Source organism: Clostridium sp. Marseille-P299, from assembly GCF_900078195.1.
GTDB lineage: Bacteria > Bacillota > Clostridia > Lachnospirales > Lachnospiraceae > Lachnoclostridium.
Map to the genome: position 1 here is coordinate 521,380 of NZ_FJVE01000006.1, position 24,753 is coordinate 546,132.

At 32.9% G+C, this 24,753-nt stretch carries 23 protein-coding genes; 8 read left to right on the plus strand and 15 right to left on the minus strand.

All coding sequences use genetic code 11. From position 1 onward, the window contains the following. Window positions 1-121: 121 nt before the first annotated feature. The 6 genes from BN4220_RS20005 to BN4220_RS06410 all read right to left on the minus strand — a co-directional run bounded on the left by BN4220_RS20005 (window position 122) and on the right by BN4220_RS06410 (window position 4,835). Window positions 122-388 carry a hypothetical protein gene (locus tag BN4220_RS20005; protein ID WP_148401698.1) on the minus strand — a complete coding sequence of 89 codons (267 nt, stop codon included), beginning with the start codon at window positions 386-388 and terminating at the stop codon, window positions 122-124. A 127-nt stretch (window positions 389-515) separates the two neighbouring features. Beyond that, entirely contained in the window at window positions 516-1,604 is a 1,089-nt protein-coding gene (locus tag BN4220_RS06385; protein ID WP_066714849.1) for a hypothetical protein, read from the minus strand. A 415-nt stretch (window positions 1,605-2,019) separates the two neighbouring features. After that, complete coding sequence (locus BN4220_RS06390; protein ID WP_066714850.1) at window positions 2,020-2,610, minus strand: GNAT family N-acetyltransferase; 591 nt, start codon at window positions 2,608-2,610, stop codon at window positions 2,020-2,022. Between the two features lie 296 nt (window positions 2,611-2,906). Beyond that, on the minus strand, window positions 2,907-3,266 hold the full coding sequence (locus BN4220_RS06395) for a VOC family protein (protein ID WP_066714851.1): 360 nt from the start codon (window positions 3,264-3,266) through the stop codon (window positions 2,907-2,909). Window positions 3,267-3,339: 73 nt separating this feature from the next. Continuing rightward, the gene (locus BN4220_RS06400; RefSeq protein WP_066714853.1) at window positions 3,340-3,909 is read right to left on the minus strand and encodes a histidine phosphatase family protein; all 570 of its coding nucleotides are present in this window, start codon (window positions 3,907-3,909) and stop codon (window positions 3,340-3,342) included. Window positions 3,910-4,439: 530 nt separating this feature from the next. Then, window positions 4,440-4,835 carry a pyridoxamine 5'-phosphate oxidase family protein gene (locus BN4220_RS06410; RefSeq protein ID WP_242867751.1) on the minus strand — a complete coding sequence of 132 codons (396 nt, stop codon included), beginning with the start codon at window positions 4,833-4,835 and terminating at the stop codon, window positions 4,440-4,442. A gap of 517 nt (window positions 4,836-5,352) precedes the next feature. Here BN4220_RS06410 and BN4220_RS06415 point away from each other — a divergent pair. The 3 genes from BN4220_RS06415 (at window position 5,353) to BN4220_RS06425 (ending at window position 6,653) form a co-directional block, all read left to right on the plus strand. Then, window positions 5,353-5,688, plus strand: a complete 336-nt coding sequence (locus BN4220_RS06415) for a hypothetical protein (RefSeq protein ID WP_066714857.1) — start codon at window positions 5,353-5,355, stop codon at window positions 5,686-5,688. Window positions 5,689-5,793: 105 nt separating this feature from the next. Next, a complete protein-coding gene (locus tag BN4220_RS06420; protein ID WP_066714859.1) occupies window positions 5,794-6,291 on the plus strand; it encodes a GNAT family N-acetyltransferase in 498 nt (165 codons plus the stop codon). A 65-nt stretch (window positions 6,292-6,356) separates the two neighbouring features. Next, window positions 6,357-6,653, plus strand: a complete 297-nt coding sequence (locus BN4220_RS06425; RefSeq protein ID WP_066714862.1) for a hypothetical protein — start codon at window positions 6,357-6,359, stop codon at window positions 6,651-6,653. A 111-nt stretch (window positions 6,654-6,764) separates the two neighbouring features. Here BN4220_RS06425 and BN4220_RS06430 read toward each other — a convergent pair whose 3' ends face one another. Further along, window positions 6,765-7,232, minus strand: a complete 468-nt coding sequence (locus BN4220_RS06430; protein WP_066714863.1) for a hypothetical protein — start codon at window positions 7,230-7,232, stop codon at window positions 6,765-6,767. After that, window positions 7,232-7,705, minus strand: coding sequence for a YbaK/EbsC family protein (locus tag BN4220_RS06435; RefSeq protein WP_066714865.1), 474 nt, complete (start codon window positions 7,703-7,705; stop codon window positions 7,232-7,234). The genes BN4220_RS06430 and BN4220_RS06435 overlap by 1 nt, the downstream gene beginning before the upstream one ends. A 316-nt stretch (window positions 7,706-8,021) precedes the next feature. On the opposite strand from BN4220_RS06435, the gene BN4220_RS06440 reads away from it, so the two are divergent. Continuing rightward, entirely contained in the window at window positions 8,022-8,954 is a 933-nt protein-coding gene (locus BN4220_RS06440) for a hypothetical protein (RefSeq protein ID WP_066714868.1), read from the plus strand. 154 nt (window positions 8,955-9,108) lie between these two features. Here the strand turns inward: BN4220_RS06440 and BN4220_RS06445 are convergent, their stop codons facing one another. The 3 genes from BN4220_RS06445 to BN4220_RS06455 form a co-directional block, all read right to left on the minus strand. Beyond that, entirely contained in the window at window positions 9,109-9,369 is a 261-nt protein-coding gene (locus tag BN4220_RS06445; protein WP_066714869.1) for a hypothetical protein, read from the minus strand. 20 nt (window positions 9,370-9,389) lie between these two features. Continuing rightward, the gene (locus tag BN4220_RS06450) at window positions 9,390-10,055 is read right to left on the minus strand and encodes an acyltransferase (protein ID WP_066714871.1); all 666 of its coding nucleotides are present in this window, start codon (window positions 10,053-10,055) and stop codon (window positions 9,390-9,392) included. A 276-nt stretch (window positions 10,056-10,331) separates the two neighbouring features. Beyond that, complete coding sequence (locus tag BN4220_RS06455) at window positions 10,332-12,446, minus strand: DNA topoisomerase (RefSeq protein ID WP_066714877.1); 2,115 nt, start codon at window positions 12,444-12,446, stop codon at window positions 10,332-10,334. Window positions 12,447-12,833: 387 nt separating this feature from the next. Between BN4220_RS06455 and BN4220_RS06460 the strand changes: the two genes are divergently transcribed. Continuing rightward, window positions 12,834-13,469, plus strand: coding sequence for a lactate utilization protein (locus BN4220_RS06460; RefSeq protein WP_066714885.1), 636 nt, complete (start codon window positions 12,834-12,836; stop codon window positions 13,467-13,469). A 103-nt stretch (window positions 13,470-13,572) separates the two neighbouring features. Here the strand turns inward: BN4220_RS06460 and glyA are convergent, their stop codons facing one another. After that, entirely contained in the window at window positions 13,573-14,811 is a 1,239-nt protein-coding gene (gene glyA / locus BN4220_RS06465) for a serine hydroxymethyltransferase (protein ID WP_066714890.1), read from the minus strand. A gap of 194 nt (window positions 14,812-15,005) precedes the next feature. After that, window positions 15,006-15,884: a DegV family protein gene (locus BN4220_RS06470; RefSeq protein ID WP_066714892.1), complete on the minus strand. Its 879-nt coding sequence runs from the start codon at window positions 15,882-15,884 to the stop codon at window positions 15,006-15,008. 331 nt (window positions 15,885-16,215) lie between these two features. On the opposite strand from BN4220_RS06470, the gene BN4220_RS06475 reads away from it, so the two are divergent. From BN4220_RS06475 to BN4220_RS06485, 3 genes are read left to right on the plus strand one after another with little or no spacing between them, the layout of a single operon-like run. Then, window positions 16,216-16,578, plus strand: a complete 363-nt coding sequence (locus BN4220_RS06475; protein ID WP_066714894.1) for a GntR family transcriptional regulator — start codon at window positions 16,216-16,218, stop codon at window positions 16,576-16,578. A 29-nt stretch (window positions 16,579-16,607) separates the two neighbouring features. Beyond that, window positions 16,608-17,318, plus strand: coding sequence for an ABC transporter ATP-binding protein (locus tag BN4220_RS06480; protein WP_066714896.1), 711 nt, complete (start codon window positions 16,608-16,610; stop codon window positions 17,316-17,318). Then, window positions 17,303-18,079 carry a hypothetical protein gene (locus BN4220_RS06485; protein ID WP_066714898.1) on the plus strand — a complete coding sequence of 259 codons (777 nt, stop codon included), beginning with the start codon at window positions 17,303-17,305 and terminating at the stop codon, window positions 18,077-18,079. Before BN4220_RS06480 ends, BN4220_RS06485 begins: the two co-directional genes overlap by 16 nt. 138 nt (window positions 18,080-18,217) lie before the next feature. Here the strand turns inward: BN4220_RS06485 and BN4220_RS06490 are convergent, their stop codons facing one another. Beyond that, window positions 18,218-19,702 carry a glutamate synthase subunit beta gene (locus BN4220_RS06490; protein WP_066714900.1) on the minus strand — a complete coding sequence of 495 codons (1,485 nt, stop codon included), beginning with the start codon at window positions 19,700-19,702 and terminating at the stop codon, window positions 18,218-18,220. 116 nt (window positions 19,703-19,818) lie between these two features. Beyond that, window positions 19,819-24,423 (minus strand): glutamate synthase large subunit, encoded by a 4,605-nt coding sequence (gene gltB / locus BN4220_RS06495; protein ID WP_066714902.1) that lies wholly within the window; start codon window positions 24,421-24,423, stop codon window positions 19,819-19,821. Between the last annotated feature and the right edge of the window lie 330 nt (window positions 24,424-24,753).

Consider the following 24,753-nt stretch of genomic DNA (forward strand, 5'->3'; position numbering starts at 1 on the left):
CAAGTTGAAAATTTCAACTTCTATATAATAAATTACTTACATATGTGATTTATGTCTATCGATTTCTAACTCCATAGGTTTTCCAATGCTTCTAATGACTTAAACAAAAAATAACTGCAATTTATAATTTCTCTTTTAATATTTGAAAGTATTTAGAACAAAAAGTTCTTAATTTTGTTTCATTCCCTCTAATTTCATTCATTATTTTATTTGCAGTCTCAATAGCTTTTATGTATTGCTCATAAGTAATCGACTTATTGTTATATGCTTCTTCAAGTTCATCTTCATCCATCAAATACAACTTACCATCTGGTAATAAAACAACGTCTAGGAATAAATCATAAAAGTAGGAATCTCCATCTTCTAAGATAACATTTTCATCTGTTATATCAAAATAATTTCAGTAACTTTTCTCCAGTAGGAACGTGAAATTGTCTTAATATCAAGCATTATACCCTTCTTCCATTTTCATATGATAGAGAATCTTTAGGCACCCCACGAATACTATTAATGAACTAATCTCTCATACATAATGCTTTGATTCTACCGATCTCTAAATCCATAATTTTCAATATAGCCTCAACATCCTCTTCATTCGTAACATAAAACATTAATAATCTTGCTTCTGAATATGAAGTACAATATCGAACACCATTTAATCCTAGTATATTTGCCTCCAGACATTTATTCTTACAATTAATACAACCAAACCGTTCAATTTCATCTCTTAATTGTCCCTTTAGTTCCTCTTTACAATTTGCCAAAGCCTCTACAGTTGCTACTGATAAGCGTATTTCTAAGCATACATAATCAGCAGCGACATTTATGTTAAATATATATTTATTTGTTTTTGAATGATAAAACTGTAACACCCAATGTGGAGTGAAATATTCATGAATTTTAATCTTCGTATAAAGAGGATATTCCTCTAAAAGATGCTTTATTACTAATGTGTAGTAATCCTGATATAAACCAGCTGTGCTTAAAATATCCTCTCTTAACGGATCTATTTTTTCTCTATCCATTGTTTCATTTAAAATCAAGCTTTTATAATCGAGCTTATAAAATAATCCCTGTATTCTAGCATAATCCTGTGCTGAAGCTTCAAATTGTACATTTTTTAGTAAATAATTAAGTGCCACAAGGACATGATCTAGATTCTTGCACATAATAGTAAACTGTGTACATTTATTAACTGAATCTACTATTTTATCCTTTTTAAAATACTCATAATAAAAACCAAACTGCTTTAATTGTTCCATTGGATAATTGGGAGTTGTTTTATAATGAGCTTTCAATTGTTTTTTCTCAACGCTAAGGTATAATTCTCCCTGTTCTGCTAGATTTCCAATTACGCCTACTGAATATAAAAAAAGCATTGTATTGCTTACATTATGTAAACTTTCAAGAGGATCTTCTTCTTTAAATAATTCTGAGGATTGGTAGATAGTTAAGAACAATTTCCGTAATTCCTTTAATCCTTGTATAATCTGATCTGAATTCTCATTCTTTATACGATCACATGTTAATTCAAACGGATATTCACAGATATTTCGCTCAAAAAACTTCAGTCTTTCTTCAAATGATTGTTGGTGAAACAGCATAGGAACCCTCCTCTAAATATGAAGAATTTTTCGATCTGCTATTGCTCTTATAAGCATCATCTTTATTCCACTTCATCTCTTCCTCTAAAACCTTTTCTTTATCAGCACAATATTCCTAAGGTACCATTACAATCCTTCATACTGTATTTATTAAATAAAGAGAGTTTATCTTGTGATGTTTGGATAAATATTACATAAAACTATATTAATATATGTGTAACCATATATCAATAAATAACTAACTTTATTTACTATCTAATAACAAATAACAAATTAATGTAAAACATTTTTCAATCGCTATATATACCTGACACATAAAGAAAAAGACTCCACAATTTATATTTGATTCATTACTTATCAAAATACAACTGTGAAGTCTTTATTCTCTAAATTATTCATTTATTATTGCTAAAGTCTATAACTGATCACATTCAGATTCCCATTCATCTATGGAGACAGACATGATTAAAGAATCCTTAAATCCACCTTCATGCATTTCTCTACCTTCAATTACAATTCTTCTTGTAAATCCGCTTTTCTCATAGCATCGAATTGCTCTTTTATTCCAAGTTTGAGGATCTATAAAAACAATGTCTGCTCTAATTGTATGAAATAGATATTTTACTAAGGCTCTTACTACCGTAGTCCCTATGCCTTGATTCCACATATCTAATTCACCAATAAATAAATCAATGCCATATGGTAGTTTGTAATCCTTTAAGTCTATAGTGCCATTTAAACCATATTCATCATCTAGAGGATAATATTGCAAGTAACCAATTGCCTTTTGATCATATTCGATGATACATGCTTTAAAAGCTTCTTGTCCTTTTGCCCGAGGTGCAAATTTCTTCATTACCTTGTCTAAGTCAAATGCATTATTACGGCCTTCATAATATTCAAGTACCTCCGGAGTTGAAAGCCATTTTACCATATGACTATAATCCATAATATTATCTTCCATCTTACGAATGCCAAGTTTTTCATCTAGAAATATGTATCTCATGTAATTACCCCTTAAAATTTGTTTCTTTCCTATCAATTCATGTCCCTATTGTCCGTATTGCAGGTATATTTTAAATTAACAAGTTAATTAACATAATTAATAATAACATAATCTTGAATCAGAACCAACTCTTTTTAAGAAATAAATTAACTTTTTTTATTACATTTGTATAAAATAACTCATTTTATTTCTTATTTTCAAAGCAACTACACAAAAACATAAGGTAAATATTCATTATCAACTAAACATATCAATACACCGATAATCTCTATTAAAAAAAATTTATATGCGTCATCTTACATATTCTTTTCACTTGCAAAACTTCGAAATACAACAAGATTACCGTCCGGATCATAGAAAAGCATATTCCTAGCTCCCCATGGCCTTGTGGTTGGTGGTTCTTTTATTTGCACCCCAAGCTGTTTTAATCGTTCAAATTCTTCATCTACATCATCTACCGTAAACGCAATTGATATGTTTTCATTCTTTGAATCTTTCACATCTCCATTATTGTAAATAGATAATGTTGCTCCTTGGGTCTTTATTTGTTGATGTACTTCATCTTCACAATCCGAAGTTGTTTTTAATATACATTTATAAAAATCAGCAAGTGTTACAACATCTTTTGTAAATAAGCATACTTCTGAAAATAACATATATTTTCTCCCTTACCAAGATATCCGTAGAAATAAGAACGCATTCTTTTCCAAATATACTTCAATATAATTTTTAGAATAAGTCCTTGCTATCAATTTCCACTAGTTCTGCATTTTTTATATCATATTTTCCCACCATTTCTTCAAATGGAGTGTTATGTAAGTAGCATAGTAGTGCCATGATTACAGCACTATGAGTTACCACCAATACATTGCCTTCCTGCTTTTCTATAATGGTTTTTATAGCAAAAAGAACTCGATCTAATAAATCCTGATAAGATTCACCTTCCGGTGTTTTCATATACCTTCTATTTATAAACCAGTTCTCAAATTCTTTCGGAAACCTTTCTTCAACTTCATTCCATGAAAGTCCTTCCCATAAACCTAAGTTCATCTCTTCTAGACCTTCTAATGTTTCAGAATCCATGTTCAATTTTTCAGCTACAATTTCTGCAGTTCGTTTTGCTCTCTTTTGCGTACTTGAATAAATTTCTGTAAAATTATATTCTTCTAATAATAAGTTGTCACCTAATTGTTCTGCTTGCATAATTCCATTTGCATTTAATTCAGTGTCTTGTTTTCCTTGAATTTTCTTTAACCTATTCCAGTCCGTTTCTCCATGTCTTGTAAAAAATAGCTTCATTTAAGTCTCCATTCTAGAAATTTTCTTAGTTTGTCTTTCTATCATTTTATCACTTTGACGTAATCCTTGATGTGCTATAACTTATTTTTTATAAATTTTTCATTTCTTAAATAATTCTTTATCAAATCTACTATTCCTATCCAAACTAAACTCCATCGTAAATAACTATGTCCTGTGATTATAGCATCCGTGTTTTCATAATGCTTAAAAACTAGATAACACATAAAAGTAAAAATTAATATAACTACGATATCTGAAAGAACTATATATTTATAAGTTATATATTGATTATCTTTCAAATCTTTATATGCTTGATAAAGATAGAATACTTCGAATAATGCGAGACTTATCCCCTCGATTAGACGCTTTAAATCATCGTCCGTAATATAATCTCGAGTAAATATTAATATCATAGCTATTAAGATCAAAAGCATAGATGATTTCAATATAGATATAATTACCTCAATTATTGACTTTATAATTATCAAAACCCCCCATTTCTTTATTATGTTTTTATTTAAATGGGTTAATTATTCTATCGAAAATATATCAAATTCAAATGGAAACTCAATGGCTTCTTCTTTGATAAAATCAACTCTATAACCGACACCATTTTGATAGAAAAAACCATTCGTTATTTCAATTCTTAAATAACACATATTCACATCTTTTTCATTGTTATGTGCAAAGTACCATGGTTCAAATACTTTTATTAATTTTTCTCTGATTTGTGTATTTTGTGGCTCCAATGGATGTCCAATATTGTGAGCTAGACCGCTAAATCTATACTGCTTATTACAAAGCGAAACGTTAGGATTTTGTTCAATTTCTTTCACTTTCTGTGATTTTGCATACGTAACAATGTAAAAATTAGAATCCTCATAATATGTATCAACAAATCTTACGGATGGTACATTTTCCTTCACAGTGCTAATGCAAATTGATAGTCTTTAGAAAAAAGACTATTCATTACTTCCATACTTTTTTCAAATACATCCATTAATAAACCTCCTCTTAACACCTTATGATCTTATTAAATATCATCATAATTGCCTCATTATTTGTTCTTTAAAAAAAATTTCTTTATATCATATTCCCCTTCCAAACTTACTTTCATATTATATCCATTTTTATAATACAGCATTTTCATACATTTTACAATAATTTACTCTTTTCAGATAATACTTTAGTTTATTTCTTTGCTCTTAATATAGATTGCAATTTGGAATAAAAAGTAATATCATATTGTTAGCTACACTTTATAGATAATTTAATAAGTAAAAGAGGTAAACAAGTAAAAAAGAGAGGCTTTAACAATATGAAAATCTGTGTGGCCACACTCATAGATAGTAAAGATAATATATTAAATGAATATAATAACATATACACTTAAAGCTACTTATATATTAAAATGAATATTTTAATTATTAAGGGGGTGTATAATTGGAAATTGTAAAGGTTAAAAAATTAAATCTTTTAATTAACATATCCACTATTACGGTAATATTTCTATTATTGTTTACGTCATTTGTAATAACTAATGGCACAGTAATATATTACCTTGGAATAATCTGTAGGGTGATTATGGGATTATGGTGTATATTTAATGGGATATGGAATTCGTGTACTGACTATTACTCTATTTTAAAGAATAATAGATTTCAGAAGAACAACACTACTCCGAAATGGGCGTGGTGGATTCTTTTCATAGTTGGTATAGGTTGCCTTATCACAGCATTTATGGGCTATGGATTTAATAATGTTAAAAAACCTATTTAAATTATGATATTACTAGTTATGGTTGTTAAATACCTGAAAGTTGTGTACTATATCAATAATTAGGTCTAACAGCCATAAAAATAAAGATTAAAATGGAGATACCAAATGATAATACGTGACATCAAAATAGAAGATGCAGAGCAGTTCTTAAGTATGATGCTTGCACTTGATAATGAAACAAAAATGATGATGCTTGAACCTGGAGAACGAATATCCGATTTAAAATCGATTGAGTCAATGATTAAAAATAGATTGGATCATTCGAACTTTTTTATGATTGCTGAACATAAAAATGAACTTATTGGTTTTATGACAGCTGACCGTGGTCAATACAATCGTATCAAGCATACTGCATATATTGTAATAGGAATTAGAGAAAAATATCGTGGACTAGGAATTGGTACAAAATTCTTTGAAGAACTGAATAAATGGGCTCTTAAAAACAGCATAACACGCTTAGAATTAACAGTGGTAACCTCCAATCAGCCTGCGCTACACTTGTATCAGAAATGTGGATTTACAATAGAAGGTACCAAAAAAAATTCAATGATTGTTGATGGTACATATGTTGATGAGTATTATATGGCAAAGTTATTGGAATAAAATGTGGAGGTTGACCGAAACGGTCTTATGCTATGCGCAATATGTATAAAGGGGGACACCTAAACATGTTTTTTATAGTTACAGGCATTATTTGTGCAGTTATTTTCTTTGCGATTCAATTTATGTTGTGTAACAAAGGAAAGAAAACGTTAATCAAGTGCATTCCTTTATATCTGATTATATTAGGAGCACTTATCTGTACCGCTAATTATTTAGGCTTTTTTGGCTCTTATTCTGCTGGTGCAATTTCAGGAAATGAAATTGTCGCAATTATTTACGACTTTTTTGTTGGTGCAGCGTTTATAGGTGTTTTGTTAGCATGGATGGCTTATGGAATTAACTATCTTATTCATAACAGATAATAGTTCCATATATCAGTATTTTAGCTTAAAAATAAGGACTTTAATCATAGTCCTTATTTTTAAGTTCTACATAAACTAATACGATTATAAAATGAAAACGACCAATGAATCTTATTCTTTAACAATTACGGATAAATAGTCAAAAAAACTTTTGATTGCTTCTTTATCACGTGGATTCATATAGATTAGATTTAGTCCATTATATAAATCTAATTGATTCACTTTAAAATTATCGAAATTAACTAAAAACTCTTCACTCATATATTGTTGCAACATATCTAGTATCATGTTCATTTCCGATGCTTTATAACTATATTGGGTTGAACGATACATCTGATTTGCAGACGCAATACTTCCTATTGTATTTGTATAAAAATAAATCTTCTCTTCTTCAGATATCGTCGAGTAATCAATGGACAAACCACTTAAAACTTCTGAAAGAGATTCTACATACTTCTTATTTATGTTATTTAAGATGCCTTGTTTTTCATGTTTCATTTTTCCCAAAATTACTCCAAGAAGTATAATAATCAATACTAATATTGAAAGAATTATTCTATTAATTCTTTTGTTATTCATTAATCCTCCCATCCCTTACATACATCAACCCACTCCACATACCCAGATAATTTTTCAAGTTCTGGGATTGTTAGTTCAATTGCGCTATTACTACTTCCGCAGGCTGGAAATACGGTATCAAATCGTTTCAACGACTCATCCAAATAAACAGTTACACCATCATTTATTCCAAATGGACAAACTCCACCAATCCCATGTCCAACCATTGTTTCTACATCATCTGCTGCTAACATTGTTGCTTTTTTAGAGAATTTAGCTTTATATTTTGCGTTATCAACTTTTGCATCTCCTGCAGCTACAACTAATATACAACTATCATCGAACTTAAAAGATAAGGTCTTAGCAATACGCTTCGGCTCACATCCCAAAGCCTCTGCTGCCAAATCAACCGTTGCACTTGATACCTCAAATTCTTTAATCTTACTGTCCATATCCCATTGCTTTAAGTATTTTCTTACTCTTTCTATTGCCATAATTACCTCCAGTTATCTTTATTCTTTGGTTTATTCCTATCTATTTTTCTTTACTATATTTGAAATATATTGATAAATAAACATCTAAATTATACCACTATTTAACATTATTTATTAGGATCAATTTTAATTACATTCAAGTTTAGTACATATTTAGGAAATACGAGTTGTTAATATGTCAACATAAGCGTCTATTGAGTTTTTAAATAATTGGGAATTTTTAGTTTATTTATAATCATAGACATGATATTATAATATTAGAACTTATAAACAGGACTTTATATAATAAAGTATTATATCTTACGAGGTGCCAGATATGAATATGTTATATCAAAAAGCAAGAGAATTTATCTACCGAAATGCCAGACCACTGGACTTAGCACGGTGGCAGTATCATTTCGAAAATGGCAGCAAAAATGCTGTATTAAATACTTTGGCATATTATCAAAATACAGATGGTGGATTTGGTCATGCACTTGAGCCTGATGCTTGGAATCCAAACTCTGCTCCGATTCAAACTTGGGCTGCAACTGAGATACTACGTGAAATTGACTTTACCGACAGCACGCATCCAATCATCAAAGGGATTCTACAATACCTTGAAAGTGGCAAAGATTTTAATGGTACGTTCTGGCACAATTCCATAAATAGTAACAATGATTATCCTCACGCTCCATGGTGGCATACAAAAAGTGACAGTACCTGCCATAATAACTATAATCCCACCGCTTGCCTTGCTGGATTTATCATCCGTTTTGCTGAACGAGACAGTAACCTTTATAAACTTGGCTGTCGTATTGCTAAGGAAGCCTTTGATCAATTAAACTCCGCTAAAAGACAAAATGATATGCACACAACAGCCTGCTATATCGGGCTTATGCAGTACATAGAAGAAGCGAGGGAAGAAGAGATTATCGATTTACCTACTTTAAAAACTAAATTGCTTGAATATGTGAAAAGTAGTATAACCCAAAATACTACAGCATGGGAAACATCATATATATGCAAGCCGTCACAGTTTTTCAAGACCAAGGATAGTATTTTCTATGCTGAAAATAAAGATATTTCCGAATATGAGTGCGATTATATTATCAATTCACAGCTTGATGACGGTTCATGGAATATTACTTGGGATTGGAGTGATTATCCTAAGGAATGGGCGATCAGTAAAAATTGGTGGAAATCAAATGGAATTATATTGAATTTACTATATTTACAAGGCTTCGGAAAATTGTTGCAAGTGTTATAGACTATACTAATGTTTTTATTTTTTTAATGTAAAAAAGCTCTCTTGAGATTTTATTTCTTCTCAACAGAGCTTTTTAGTTTTAAATTATTCTTACTTTTAATAATTTTCACTTTTAATAATTTTTACTTTTAATAATTTTTACTTTTAATAATTTTTATTCCTCATCAAAATCCACATGGAATACCTTATCTTTCACATGAATATCAATATAAGATAGATTAAACTCTTCTTCCATTACCTCTACCTTATATTCAAAAAAGATATCGTCCGTTTTCTTTGACATAAAGATATAGCTGCCTGCTTCTTTGTCTTCGATTTCATCACATATTTCATCATATATATCAAAACCATCGACTTCACCAAGATAGCCAGCTTTACGGATTTTGTCCTCAATCATTTGATATAATTCATCCATTTATTTTAATTTCCGCCTTTCTATCGTTTTTCTGCTATTTCACTTGGTTTCTTGTAAATACTATTTGCTGGTACAAACCCTCTAACACTGGATAATGGATAGATATTGCTATCACGTCCAATTACTGTTCCTGGGTTTAGTACAGAATTACAACCAACTTCTACGCGGTCACCAAGAATAGCACCCATCTTTTTAAGATTTGTCTCTATTTTTTCATCCCATTGACGTATGGTTACTAATGTCTTATCTGATTTTACATTTGAAGTAATGGAACCTGCCCCCATATGAGCTTTATATCCAAGAATTGAGTCTCCGACATAATTATAATGTGGAACCTGAACTTTATTAAATAAAATAACGTTTTTTAATTCCGTGGAGTTTCCTACTACAGCTCCTTCACCAACAATCGCATTTCCTCTGATAAAAGCACAGTGTCGAATCTCTGCATCTTTACCAATAATCGCTGGCCCATGAATGTATGCACTTGGTGCTACTACAGCAGACTTTGCAATCCATACATCTTCTCCAATTTTATCGTATTCTTCTAATGATAAAGTTGCTCCTAATTCTAATATAAATGCACTGATTTTTGATAGTGCTTCCCATGGATATGTAATCCCATTAAAAATATCAGAAGCAATTGTTTGATTTAAATCTAATAATTCATTTATCTGTAATTGATTCATATATCTCACAGCGAATTTCCCGTTCGCTGATACCTCCCTTTTATTGATTCGAATATCTTTATCAAGATTAATAAACTCTTATATGATAAAGATAACTTCATGAAAAGATATCCTTTATTATATAAGATTATTTTATACAATAATACGAAGTTTCAATAAAAATATTCTTGAAATCTAATATAAACTCAATATAATAATTTATTTAACATTTACCAATGTTTTTCTAATACTTTTTCTAATACTTTTCTAATACTCTGCCTAAAGCTAATTTTCACCTTATCGTTTATAATTCGATGCAGCTTCATTAAAAAAGTAGAACAATTGGTTTTCATTATTAAGAGACTTCACACCTTCTGTCATTCGCTGTACAAATCCATTCAGCTTTTGTGTATATTCATCCTTTGTAATGGAACCTTCGGATACATAGGTCAATCCTTTTTCCCAACTTGCAGTCAATTCTGCATTGAGCAACGATTTAATCGACGCATTTACAACATCATAAATCATTTCTCCTAACAAAGAAGGGGTCATAATCTGTGTCTTTTTATTCAAAGAAAGATAGTTAATTTTAACCAGTTTGTTTAAAATTTCGGCTCTGGTAGCACTGGTACCAATACCACTCCCCTTAATTTGAGCACGTAATTCTTCATCTTCTATTAACTGACCGGCATTTTCCATTGCAAGAATTAAAGAACCAGAATTATAGCGTTTTGGAGGTGCTGTTTCTCCTTCTTTTATGCAGAAGGAATTCACATTCAGTTTCATTCCCTTTTTTAATCCTTTAATTACTTCAAAGAAATCAAGACCAAAACTATCATTTTCAGCATCTTCATCAGTTGAGTTTTCCTCTGACTGTGCATTCCCATCTTTTTCTTTATTCTTATCTGTAGCATTTCCTTGATATCCAGCTACTTTTAAATAACCTTCATCCACCATTACTTTAAAATTAGAGAAAAAGCATTCCGTATCAATCTTTGTTGTTAAGGAAATCTTTTGATATACGGCTGGTGGATAGAAAATACTTAGGAAACGTTTCACAATCGTAACATAAATTTTCTTTGCTGTAAGGGACAGTGATCCTAATGCAGAAAAACCTTGTCCTGTTGGAATTATTGCATAATGGTCTGTAATCTGTTTATCGTTTACATAACGAGTTTTTGCTATGTTCTTATAAGAACCTACCTCTAATATCTCTTCAGCAAATGGCCTAAATTGTCCTAGATTTTTTAAACCACCAATATTTTTATGGATTTCTTTTGCAACAGCGGTTGAAAGAACTCTGGCATCCGTTCTTGGATAGGTTACTAATTTCTTTTCATATAACTCTTGTGTAAATTTTAAGGTTTCATCTGGACTAATCTTATATAATTTTGAACATTCATTTTGAAGCTCTGCTAAGTTAAATAACAGTGGCGGATTCTTATTCTCTTTCTTTTTCTCAATCTGAATAATTTCCGCTTGTAATGCTTCTTCGGTATCCTTCTTTAATAAGGCCAAATAGCTATTCTTATTATTCTCTTGCTTTGCCTCATACTCAGGTTCATATCCAGTAAGCATCTCAATTAATTTTTCTGCATCTATTTTTTCACGAAATCCATTTTCTTTATAAAGCTTTGGTGACAAATAAAACTTTGACCCTTCCACTGCTTTAAACTCTCCATCAAATGGCTTCATAGATGTATCTAAGGATATCGTCACACGGTAAAATGGTGTCTTTACAAAGGCACGAATCTCTCGCTCTCTACGAACCACCATCCCAAGTACACAAGTCATTACACGCCCAACTGAAATTGCTTGTCTTTTTTCACTTTTTAAAAAATTATTTACTGCATTTCCATATTTTAAAGTAAGAACACGTGAAAAATTAATACCCATTAAATAATCTTCTTGAGCACGTAAATATGCGGCATCCGATAAATTATCATATGCTGACAATGGCTTTGCTTCTTTAATTCCTCGAAGAATCTCTTCCTCGGTTTGAGAATCGATCCAAACTCTGCGTTTTTCCTTCGTATTTGGAACTTTTGCCATCTGATCTACCAATCGATATATGTATTCTCCTTCTCGTCCAGAGTCAGTGCAAACATAAATTTTATCAACATCTTTACGATTTAATAGGGCGGATACCGTCTTAAATTGTTTGCTTACATTCGGAATTACTTCATATAAATAATCCTTTGGCAAAAATGGAATCGTTTCAAGTGACCATCGTTTTAATGCCGGATCATAGCTTTCTGGGTATGCCATGGTTACTAAATGACCAACACACCAGGTCACTATACTATCCTCTGCCTCCATATAGCCATCGTGTTTTTTAAAATTTACCTTAAGTGCCTTTGCAAATTCTTGCGCAACGGAAGGCTTTTCTGATATATATAAGCTTTTTGACATGTATTCATCCAACTTTCTTTTTGTTACAAAAACGTATTCGAAGAATTGAAATAGCTCTTCTTGTCAACTCTATTATTACTATTTTAACATACGATAATGTTTTTGTGAAGTTATTCTAGCTTTAAAAACCCTTCTCATATAATAATCAAGGCGCTTTCTTATCCTACATTCCCATTATCAATACATAATTACGGAATCTCTCCTCTGCTCATAATCCAGTGGTCCCTTTTAAATATTCTACTTCAATTGTTACCAAAAGAACAAGTATATTATTCACTAAAAACAATTGCACATTATACAAATCTTGTATAAAATATATGGTAAGAATTGGTTGTTAAAAGCTGAAATTTATATATTTTTTAATTATGATTGAAAGGAATATTAATTATGACACCCAAAAAGCAAAATTATGAAAATCTAGCAGATAGTCTAATCGAAAAATTCAATCTTCGCGGAATTGAGGGATATTATTGTGATAGCAAAGAAGAAGCACTTGCAATGGCAAAACGTTTTCTAACTCCAGATTGCTCTATTTCTTGGGGTGGTTCTATGACTTTAGAAGAAATCGGATTCTTTGATGAGATAAATGACTCAGACTATGTAATCTATGATCGTAATACCGCTACTACACCAGAGGAATATTCAGAAATGTACAGTAAAATTGTAACCTCTGATTATTTCTTTATGAGTTCCAATGCAATTACTTTAGATGGCCAATTAATTAATATTGATGGAAGAGGCAATCGTGTTGCCTGTCTTATTGCAGGTCCAAAAAACGTAATTATCGTTGCAGGAATGAATAAAATTGTAACAGACGTTGAAAGCGGTATTGAAAGAGTTCGTAATATGGCAGCTCCTCCAAATGCTGTTCGTTTACATAAAAAAACTCCTTGCTCTGAGATTGGACGATGTGCAAATTGTTTAAGCGATGACTGCATCTGCTGCCAAATCGTTGTCACAAGAAAATCATTAATTCCTGGAAGAATAAAAGTAATTTTAGTTGGAGAAGAACTAGGGTACTAATTCATACTTTATTAAGCCTAAAAAAGATGTTGCATCTAGAATTTCTAACTGCAACATCTTTTTTTATTATATATGTGGGAATACGTAATTCGCATTCTTATTATTAATATAATGGATAAGCATCCGTTAACATCTTCACTAATGAAATTGCTTGTTCTTTATTTTTCTCTGCATCCTTTACAACTAAAGAAATTGCCTCTGCAATGATATCCATATCCTTCGCAACCATTCCTCTTGTTGTAACTGCTGGAGTTCCTAAACGAATACCACTTGTAACAAATGGTGATGCTGGATCATTTGGTACTGTGTTTTTATTACATGTAATATTAGCAGAATCTAAGAGGTGTTCTGCATCTTTACCTGTAATATTCATGTTCTGTAAATCAACTAATAGTAAGTGATTATCTGTTCCGCCAGAAACAATGTTAAATCCACGATTCATTAAACCTTTTGCAAGTGCCTGAGCATTCTCTACTACTCTACCTGCATATTCTTTAAAGCTTGGATCTAAGGCTTCCTTAAAGCAAACGGCCTTCGCCGCTATTACATGCATTAATGGGCCACCTTGAATTCCTGGGAATACGGATTTATTTAATTTATGTTCTGTAGCAAATTCTTCACTTGAAAGAATCATACCACCTCTTGGTCCTCTTAACGTCTTATGAGTTGTTGTAGTAGTTACATGTGCATAAGGAATTGGTGATTCATGATATCCAGCAGCTACTAAACCAGCGATATGTGCCATATCTACCATAAGATAAGCAGAAACTTCATCTGCGATTTCACGAAATCTCTTAAAATCTATTTTTCTAGCATAAGCAGATGCACCTGCAACAATTAATTTTGGTTTGCATTCTTTTGCAATTCTCTCAACTTCATCATAGTCGATGAAACCTTCATCGTTTACACCATAAGGTACGATGTTAAAATAATTTCCTGAGAAATTTACAGGGCTACCATGTGTTAAGTGACCACCATGAGCAAGATTCATACCCATAACCGTGTCCCCTGGCTGTAATAAAGCAAAAAATACTGCCATATTTGCCTGTGCACCAGAATGTGGTTGAACATTCGCATAGGTACATCCAAATAATTTCTTTGCTCTATCAATCGCTAAATTCTCAGCGATATCTACAAATTCGCAGCCACCATAATATCTTTTTCCTGGATAGCCTTCTGCATATTTGTTAGTCAGTGGGCTTCCCATAGCTGCCATAACAGCTTTACTTACGAAGTTTTCTGATGCAATCAATTCAATATGATCGTTCTGTCTTCCAATCTCCTTTGTTATACTATCCGCTAACTCAGGATCAAATGCCTTAATATCTTCAAATGAATACATAATCACATATCCTTTCTCTTTGTATTATAAAGCGAAGCCTTTCACACAACGTTTCATTGATTATAGCATACCAAAACAATTATGAAAAGACTTCCATAAAAAGAAACTAATTAAAAAACCTTATGAAACTTATTGCAAACAGTAATAAACTGCGAATAAGTTCATAAGGCATTTAAAATTTTTTATTCACAATATTAAAATTTAAAATTCTCACCCACAAAAGTAAGCGCACACATACCAGAACCTACATGAGTTCCAATCACAGGTCCAATATTAGTTATAATTACATCCTTTACAAGCCCACGCTCTAACAATGTATTTGCTACAGTCTCTGCGTAAGATCTACATGCGGAGTGACCAACAATAACTGTTTGATCTTTCGTATCAATTCCATCTTCTTCTAGTCTCTTCACTAAGTAATCAAGGGCTTTTTTATTCCCTCTTACCTTGGACACAACAACTAGTTTTCCTTCTCTGTCTACACTAAGTACAGGACAAATCTTAAGAGCAGTTCCAACCATTGCTTCTAAGGAAGTAAGTCTACCACCACGTTTTAAATGATGCAAATCTTCTACTGTAAACCAGTGACAACATTTTGTTTTGTGTTCAAGAACAAAGTCCTTTACTTCTTCTATGGACTTTCCTTTTCTTTTTTCCATTCCAGCTAAATATACTAAAAGCCCTTCACCAATGGAAGCACATAGGGAATCGATACAATAGATTGTACGCTCTGGATACTTTTCTTTTAATTCTTCTGTCATCATTCTTCCTGTATTATAGGTTCCACTAAGCCCAGAAGAAAATGCGATATAAAGAATATCTTTTCCTTCTTTTAATAAAGGCTCTAAAAAGTTTTCATAAGCAACAGGATTAATCTGACTTGTAACCGAAGTAGCCCCAGCTTTTAATTGTTCATAAAACTTTTCACAGCTTAATTCTCGTTCATCTGGATAATGTGTATATGTCGTATCTCCTAAGTGAAAGTCCATAGGAATGATTTTAAGTTCTAAATCATCTATTACTTCCTGTGGCAAATCTAACGTAACATCACTAACTATATAGTAATCACTCATAATTTTCTCCTTTATAACAAGCATAAAATTTTAGAATTCCTACGTTATTGATCGTTACACTAGCAAAAATCCTAATAAAACGAGGAATATTTAAATTTCACCTAATCAGTATAGCATATCTAATCCATAAAATAAATAGAAGAAACCACAATTTAACTATTCTTACAACTATTTTATATAGACATGCAAATGTAATTATTTTAATTCATATATGTAGTTTTAGCACGGAATTGAAAAATATTTATCACAAAAATTTATATTGACATTTAATTTTAAAAAATGTATTATTGTATTAAGCACTTAGTACAATAATACAAAAGGTGGTGAGCAAATGCCATGGGAACTAAATTCGGATAAACCCGTTTATCTTCAGCTAATTGAACAAGTAAAGAGAAATATTTTATCTGGTAAATATGTTGCTGGGGAAAAACTTCCTTCGGTTCGTGATTTAGCTGCTGAAGCTGCTGTTAATCCAAACACAATGCAAAGAGCCTTAGTAGAGCTTGAACGCGAAGGATTATTATATGCAGAACGTACCAGCGGACGTTTTATTACGGACAATAAGGAGTTAATTAAAGCGATGAAAAAAGAAATGGTCATTGAAGAAGTAAAGCAATTTATGGAACGTATGAAAACCTTAGGCTTTGAATATGAAGACATCATCCGAATTATTGAATCACAAAAACAAAATTAATAAATATGAGCTTCAGAATGGAGGTTATTATGGATAGGACTGTTTTAGAATGTAAATCTTTAACCAAATCCTATAAAGGGGTCACAGCATTAGATCATGTAAATCTAAGTATTCCTAAGGGAAGAATAGTTGGACTCCTTGGTGCGAATGGTAGTGGAAAAACTACACTACTAAAAATTATCAATGGACTTCTTGTTCCAGATGAAGGAGAGGTTTTAATCAATGGTTTAGCACCTTCTGTTGAAACCAAAAAACGCATCTCCTATTTACCAGATGCATCGTATTTAAACGATTGGATGACATCAGAACAATTAATTCACTTTTTCTCTGAATTTTATTCTGATTTTGATGAAAAAAAAGCATTTACGATGTTAGACCAATTAAAGTTAAATCGTAAAATGAAATTAAAAACGATGTCAAAAGGTATGAAAGAAAAGTTGCAATTGATATTAGTAATGAGCAGAAAAGCTGATCTTTATTGCTTAGATGAACCAATTGGTGGTGTTGATCCTGCCTCAAGAGAATACATTTTGAATACCATTATTACAAATTATAATGAAGATGCAAGTGTGATAATCTCTACACACTTAATTGCGGATGTTGAAATGGTTTTAGATGATGCTATTTTCTTAAACCAAGGGAAGGTTCTTCTTCATTCCAGCGTGGATGAAATCCGTAGCAAACAAAACATGTCAATTGACGCATATTTTAGGGAGGTGTTTCGATGCTTACCAAATTAACAAAATACGAGTGGATGGCAACTGCCAGATATATGATACCATTATATATTGTATTAGCTTTTATAACTATTTTTACGAAAATTGCTTTAACTTTATCTACTGGTAATCGAATAGTTTTCGCTCTATCAAATATACTATTTGTTCTTTATATCATTAGCATTATAGTTATAGCCGTTACAACTTTCTTACTAATTATTATGAGATTCTATAAAAACTTATTAACTGGAGAGGGTTACCTAATGTTTACTCTACCAGTAAAAGTACATGATTTAATCAACGCGAAACTGATCATTTCCATACTGTGGGGAGTATTAAGCATTCTAATCTGCTTCTTTTCGTTATTGCTTGTAATCCCTAGTTGCAGTGCAATAATTCCAAATGCTTCTTCCTTTACACTTTCTACATTTTTCAATATGTTTACAGACTATGGAATTGGTAAAACAGTTTTATTACTTTTACTCTTCTTAATGATACTTGTTTATAATATATTGACTTTTTATGCCTCTATTGCAATTGGCCAAAATATATCATCAAACAAGGTGTTTGGTTCGCTCATAGCTTATATTTGCATATATACAATCTGCCAAATGTTTGCTGGCCTTCTTTTACTTGCTGCTATGCTCTTTAAAATTGATTTGAATGATGAAAAATTAATGATAACTGTCGCCACATACTTAGGATTAATTATATCAACAATAGGAAGCATTGTATTTTATACTATTATAAATAATACTTTAAAAAAACATTTGAATTTAGAATAATTACGACCAAAATAGTTATCTAATTATAAAAGAGCAACCACCTAGAGTGAGGTCCCCCCATAAGTTAGATTTAGAAAATCTAACTTATAGGAGGCCAGTTCAGAGTGGCTTGCTCTTTTATAATGATTCTATTACACTTTACAAGTTCGAATACCCCATAAGATATTCATCAACCGCTCTCGCAGCTTCTCTACCTTCATTAATCGCCCACACAACAAGCGACTGGCCTCTTCTCATATCACCAGTTACAAATATATTCTTTTGATTTGTAGAATAGCCTTCATTTACCGTCTTTACATTCGTTCTTTCATTTAATTCTACACCAAATGCATCTGTGATATACTTCTCACTTCCTAAAAAACCAGCTGCAATTAGTACGATATCTGCATCAAGTATGACTTCACTACCGGGTACCTCAACCATTAAGAATCTACCTGTCTTTTCCTCCTTCTTACTTTCTAACTTAACAGTTTTAACCTTCGCCAAGTTTCCATCTTTATCTTTTATAAATTCTTTCACTGTTGTTTGATATAATCTAGGATCATTTCCAAATACAGCAATTGCTTCTTCTTGACCATAGTCGGTTTTAAGTACTCTGGGCCACTCTGGCCATGGATTATTCTCGGCTCGCACAAGTGGTGATTTGGGCATCATCTCTAATTGAACCACCGATTTTGCCCCCTGTCTTATAGATGTTCCAACGCAGTCATTTCCAGTATCGCCGCCACCAATCACGATTACATTCTTACCCTTTGTAGATACACAAGCATTATCCATAAAATTAGAATCCAACAAACTTTTCGTTACGTTTGATAGAAAATCCACTGCAAAATAAATTCCTTTTGCATCCCTGCCTGGCGCATTAATATCTCTTGGATTTGAAGCTCCACAAGCTAATATCACTGCGTCACACTCCTTCATAATACGATCTGCTTTCACATTCTTACCAATGTTAGTACTGGTAACAAACCGAACTCCTTCTTGTTCCATAATAGCAACCTTGCGATCAATGATATGCTTTTCAAGCTTCATATTAGGAATACCATACATTAATAATCCACCGATACGATCACTTCTCTCATACACGGTTACTGTATGCCCTCTTTTATTTAACTGATCTGCTGCTGCAAGTCCAGAAGGCCCTGAACCAATCACTGCTACGTGTTTTCCAGTACGAACTTTTGGTGGATTTACTTTTATAAAGCCTTGCTCATAAGCATTCTCTATAATTCCTAATTCATTTTCTTTAATAGTAACTGGATCTCCATTAATATTGCAGGTACACGCAGCTTCGCAGGGGGCAGGACATACTCTACCTGTAAATTCAGGAAAATTGTTGGTTTTAAGCAAACGACTTAATGCCTCATTCATATTTTCAGTATAAATTAAATCATTCCATTCAGGTATTAAATTATGAAGTGGACAACCTGAGGTCATTCCACCTATCATCATTCCTGATTGGCAGAATGGAACTCCACACTCCATGCATCTAGCACCTTGACACTTTCTTTCTTCTAATGATAATTGCACATGAAACTCATTAAAGTTTTTAATACGATCCTTTGGCTTCACTGCAAGACTTTCTTTTCTATCATGTTCCATAAATCCTGTCGGCTTTCCCACGCTTTATCTCCTTTCCATGAACTATGAAAGGTAAATGCAAAATTCATTTCGAATTGCATCTCATAATTTATCTTATATTTCATTTCTTCCAATGAATTTTTCACTTACCAACTTATTTACTTCCCTCTATTTGCAAAGAATGCCTCAATTTGTGCCTGCTCACTACTTAGTCCCTTTTCTTCCATTTGAACAATGGTTTGAAGCATGGTTCGATAATCATGAGGGATAATCTTTTTAAACTTCGGTAGATAATTCATAAAGTTATCAAGTATTTCGTTTCCTTTTTCAGAATTCGTACAGGCAACATGTTCCATTATCATTGCTTTTAATTCCATGACATCATATTTTTCTGTCACTGCTTCCGTGGAAACCAAAGACTTATTTAACTTCTTATATAGATCACTGTTTTCATCAAGCACATAAGCGATGCCACCGCTCATTCCAGCAGCAAAGTTCTTTCCTGTAGGGCCAAGAATTACAACCCTTCCTCCGGTCATGTACTCGCAGCCATGGTCACCAACACCTTCTACCACTGCCATTGCACCTGAATTTCTGACACAAAAACGTTCCCCAGCCACGCCACGAATAAATGCCTTACCACTAGTTGCACCATAAAGCGCTACATTACCGATAATGATATTTTCTTCCGCTTTGAATTTAGAACCTTCTGGTGGGTAAATAACCAACTTACCGCCAGACAAACCTTTCCCAAAATAATCATTGCTATCACCACATAATTCAAGGGTTAACCCTTTTGGAATAAATGCACCAAAACTCTGTCCACCACTGCCTTTACATTTTACCCTATAGGTATCCTCCTCTAAGGAATCATCAAATAATTTAGTAATTTCAGAACCTAAAATCGTTCCAAAGGTACGATCAACATTACTTACATTCACCTCTATGGTCTTTGGCTGTCCCTTCTCCATTGCACCCTTTAACTTTTTAAGTAATACTTTCTCATCCACTGTATTATATAGTTCAAAATCATATGCTTGCTTTGGATCAAAACAATAGTTTTTCTTGGCTGAATCTTTACCTTTTTGCGCGTAAGGATTATTAATGATATTAGATAAATCTATTCTTCCAACAATATTATTTACGTCTTGATTTGTATTTTTCCTTTCATTCTTACTAAACTTCGCCTTAGCCATTAATAAATCAGAACGACCAACCAATTCATTCACTGTTCTAATCCCCAACTTTGCCATATATTCACGAAGTTCACTTGCGATAAAGCGCATAAAATTCTCAACATACTCAGGCTTTCCTTTAAAATTCTTACGTAACTCTGGGTTCTGTGTTGCTATACCAACTGGGCAAGTATCTAAATGACAAACTCTCATCATAACACAGCCCATGCTTACTAACGGCGCTGTTGCAAAACCAAATTCTTCTGCTCCAAGTAACGCTGCTACTAACACATCACGTCCAGTCATTAGCTTCCCATCCGTTTCAATCACAACCTTAGAGCGTAAGTCATTAGCAATTAAATTCTGATGAGTTTCTGCTAATCCAAGCTCCCATGGAAGTCCTGCATTGTAGATTGAATTTCTTGGAGCTGCACCTGTTCCACCGTCATAACCAGAAATTAAAATAACTCCTGCTCCTGCCTTTGCAACACCTGCTGCGACAGTACCTACACCCGCTTCTGAAACCAATTTTACAGAAATCCTCGCATCCTTATTCGCATTCTTTAAATCATAAATTAATTGCGCCAAATCCTCAATGGAATAGATATCATGATGTGGTGGTGGAGAAATTAAACCTACCCCAGGGGTTGAATGTCTCGTCTTTGCAATCCAAGGATATACCTTTCCAGCCGGTAATTGTCCCCCTTCTCCTGGTTTTGCACCTTGTGCCATCTTTATTTGAATCTCTTTTGCACTAACAAGGTATTTACTAGTTACGCCAAATCTACCAGAGGCCACTTGCTTAATTGCTGAACACCGATTTAAGCCATCTTTTCCAAGTGTTAGTCTCTCAAGACTTTCTCCGCCTTCCCCAGAATTTGATTTTCCACCTAAGTTATTCATTGCAATTGCTAGCGTTTCATGTGCCTCCTGTGAAATAGAACCATAGGACATTGCACCCGTCTTAAAACGCTTCACAATCGAGTCAACACTTTCTACTTCATCAATGGAAATCCCTATCTCCGGAAATTTAAAATCCAGTAATCCTCTTAGATTTATTCCTTCCTCTTCTCTTGTAATAGCCTTTGTATACTGTTTAAATATTTCATAATCTCCAGTTCTTGTTGCCATCTGTAATAAATGTATGGTTTCTGGATTATATAAATGTTCCTCTTCCCCACTGCGAAACTTATGGCTACCGGAACTATCCAGTGTTAAATCAACATTTAAACCAAGGGGATCAAAGGCTTTTGTATGAAGTGCATCTACCTGCTCTTCGATATCCTTTAAGGTAATACCTTCGATTCTACTAACGGTGTCAGGGAAGTATTTATTAATCACCTCTTTACTAATACCAATTGCTTCAAATATTTTCGAGCCTTGATAGGATTGTATTGTGGAAATTCCCATTTTAGAGGCAATTTTAACAATACCATGCAAAACTGCGTTGTTATAATCATTAACGGCTGCATAATAATCTTTGTCTAGCATATGTTCTTCAATGAGTTGTTTGATGCAATCCTGAGCTAAATAAGGATTCACTGCACAAGCACCGTATCCTAAAAGGGTCGCGAAATGATGTACTTCTCTTGGTTCAGCGCTCTCTAAAATCATTGCAACTCTAGTTCTCTTCTTCGTCCTAACTAGATGTTGCTGCATCGCTGAAACTGCTAATAGGGAAGGAATTGCAACGTGATTTTCATCCACACCACGATCAGAGAGAATTAAAACATTAGCACCTTCTTTATACGCACGATCTGCGTCAATAAATAAATGATCAATGGCCTTTTCTAGTGATGTATTTTTATAATAGGTGATGGGTATTACCGAAACTGTAAAGCCAGACACCTTCATATTTCTTATTTTTAGTAAATCGGTATTTGTTAAAATAGGATTATTTATTTTTAATACTTTACAATTGTCCGCTTTTTCTTCCAATAAGTTTCCATCTTCTCCAATATAAACACTTGTGCTTGTGACTATTTCCTCACGAATTGCATCAATTGGTGGATTTGTAACCTGCGCAAACAATTGACGAAAATAATTAAATAATGCTGGTTTACTTTTTGAAAGAACTGGTAAAGAATTATCTGCTCCCATTGCACTTACTTGCTCAGCACCTGTCATTGCCATAGGAAGAATCGATGTTTTAAAATCTTCATAGGTATAACCAAATGCTTTTTGTAATCTTGCTCTTTCTTCTTTGCTATATTCAATGATTCTCTGATTTGGAATCGGAAGTTCTTTTAATTTTACTAGATTATTATCTAACCATTCCCCATATGGCCTAAGGGTTGCATAATAGTCTTTTAACTTGTCATCATCGATGAGACAACCTTTCACGGTGTCAACTAACAACATTTTACCTGGACGAAGTCTTTCCTTCTTTATAATCTTCTCCGCTGGAATGTCTAAGACACCAACCTCAGAGGAGAGGATAAGCTGATCATCACTCGTGATATAATAACGAGAAGGACGTAACCCATTACGGTCTAGCACTGCTCCCATCATATCTCCGTCACTAAATAAAATAGATGCTGGACCATCCCATGGTTCCATCATTGTGGCATAGTATTGATAAAAATCACGCTTTGCTTCGCTAATACTTGCATCATTTACCCATGGTTCTGGGATTGTTATCATAACAGCAAGTGGTAAATCCATACCACTCATAACTAAGAATTCTAAGGTGTTATCAAGCATTGCAGAATCCGAACCTTCCGTATTAACAACTGGTAGAATTTTATGAAATTCACTGGACAAATATTTTGATTCCATCGTTTCTTCCCGTGCTAACATTTTATCTGCATTCCCACGAATCGTATTGATTTCACCATTATGAACGATAAAACGATTCGGGTGCGCTCTTTGCCAACTTGGATTTGTATTCGTACTAAATCTAGAATGCACGATAGCTATTGCTGAATCATAGTCTTCTTGTTGTAAATCACCAAAGAAAGAGCGAAGTTGATTTACAAGAAACATTCCTTTATATACAATCGTTCTACTGCTAAGTGAAACGACATAGGTATTGTCATTACTTTGTTCAAAGATTCTTCTTGTTATATAAAGTTTTCGATCAAAGTCGATTCCCTTCTTTACGTTCTTAGGCTTTTTTACAAACCCTTGCATAATACAAGGCATACACTCAAAAGCTTTATGTCCAAGCGTTTCTGCATGGATTGGTACTTCTCTCCAGCCTAAAAATTCTAAGCCTTCCTTTTTTACAATAATCTCAAACATCTTTTTTGCTTGGTTTCTTTGGAATTCATCCTGTGGAAAGAAGAACATACCGATACCATATTCTCTTTCTTCCCCGATTTCAAAGTTAAGCAGCCTAGTTGCTTTTGAAAAAAACTTATGAGAAATCTGAAGTAAGATACCTACACCGTCGCCTGTTTTACCTTCAGCATCCTTACCAGCGCGATGTTCTAAGTTTTCTACTATCTTTAATGCTCCTGCAACTGTCTCATGGCTTTTCTTTCCCTTTATGTTAACAATCGCACCAATCCCGCAATTATCATGTTCAAACCTTGGATCATATAAACCTTTTGCTTTACGTTTGCTTTCTTCTAATTTAATTCTCATCCATCCAACCTCTTTCTTTATTGATTTATAGTGTTAAAGTAGAGAAGAAAAACCAAGCTCATTCATTCGCCTCTTATAATAAAAAGCATTCATTCTTTGTTTGATAAAACAAAAAAGGCGCTCTTGAATATTTAACAATATTCAAGAACACCTTTGTTCGTAAGGAGATAATAGCATACTGCATATGATAATGCAATAACTTTTTTACCAAATTATTCTTTTACTCTCAAAAATTTTCTTCTACTTTTATAAGTTTTCTTTTGCATTGCCTTATACCTAACCCTAAGGCGCAATGCTCTTTCCTGATAGATTAAATATATCCTTGTAGCA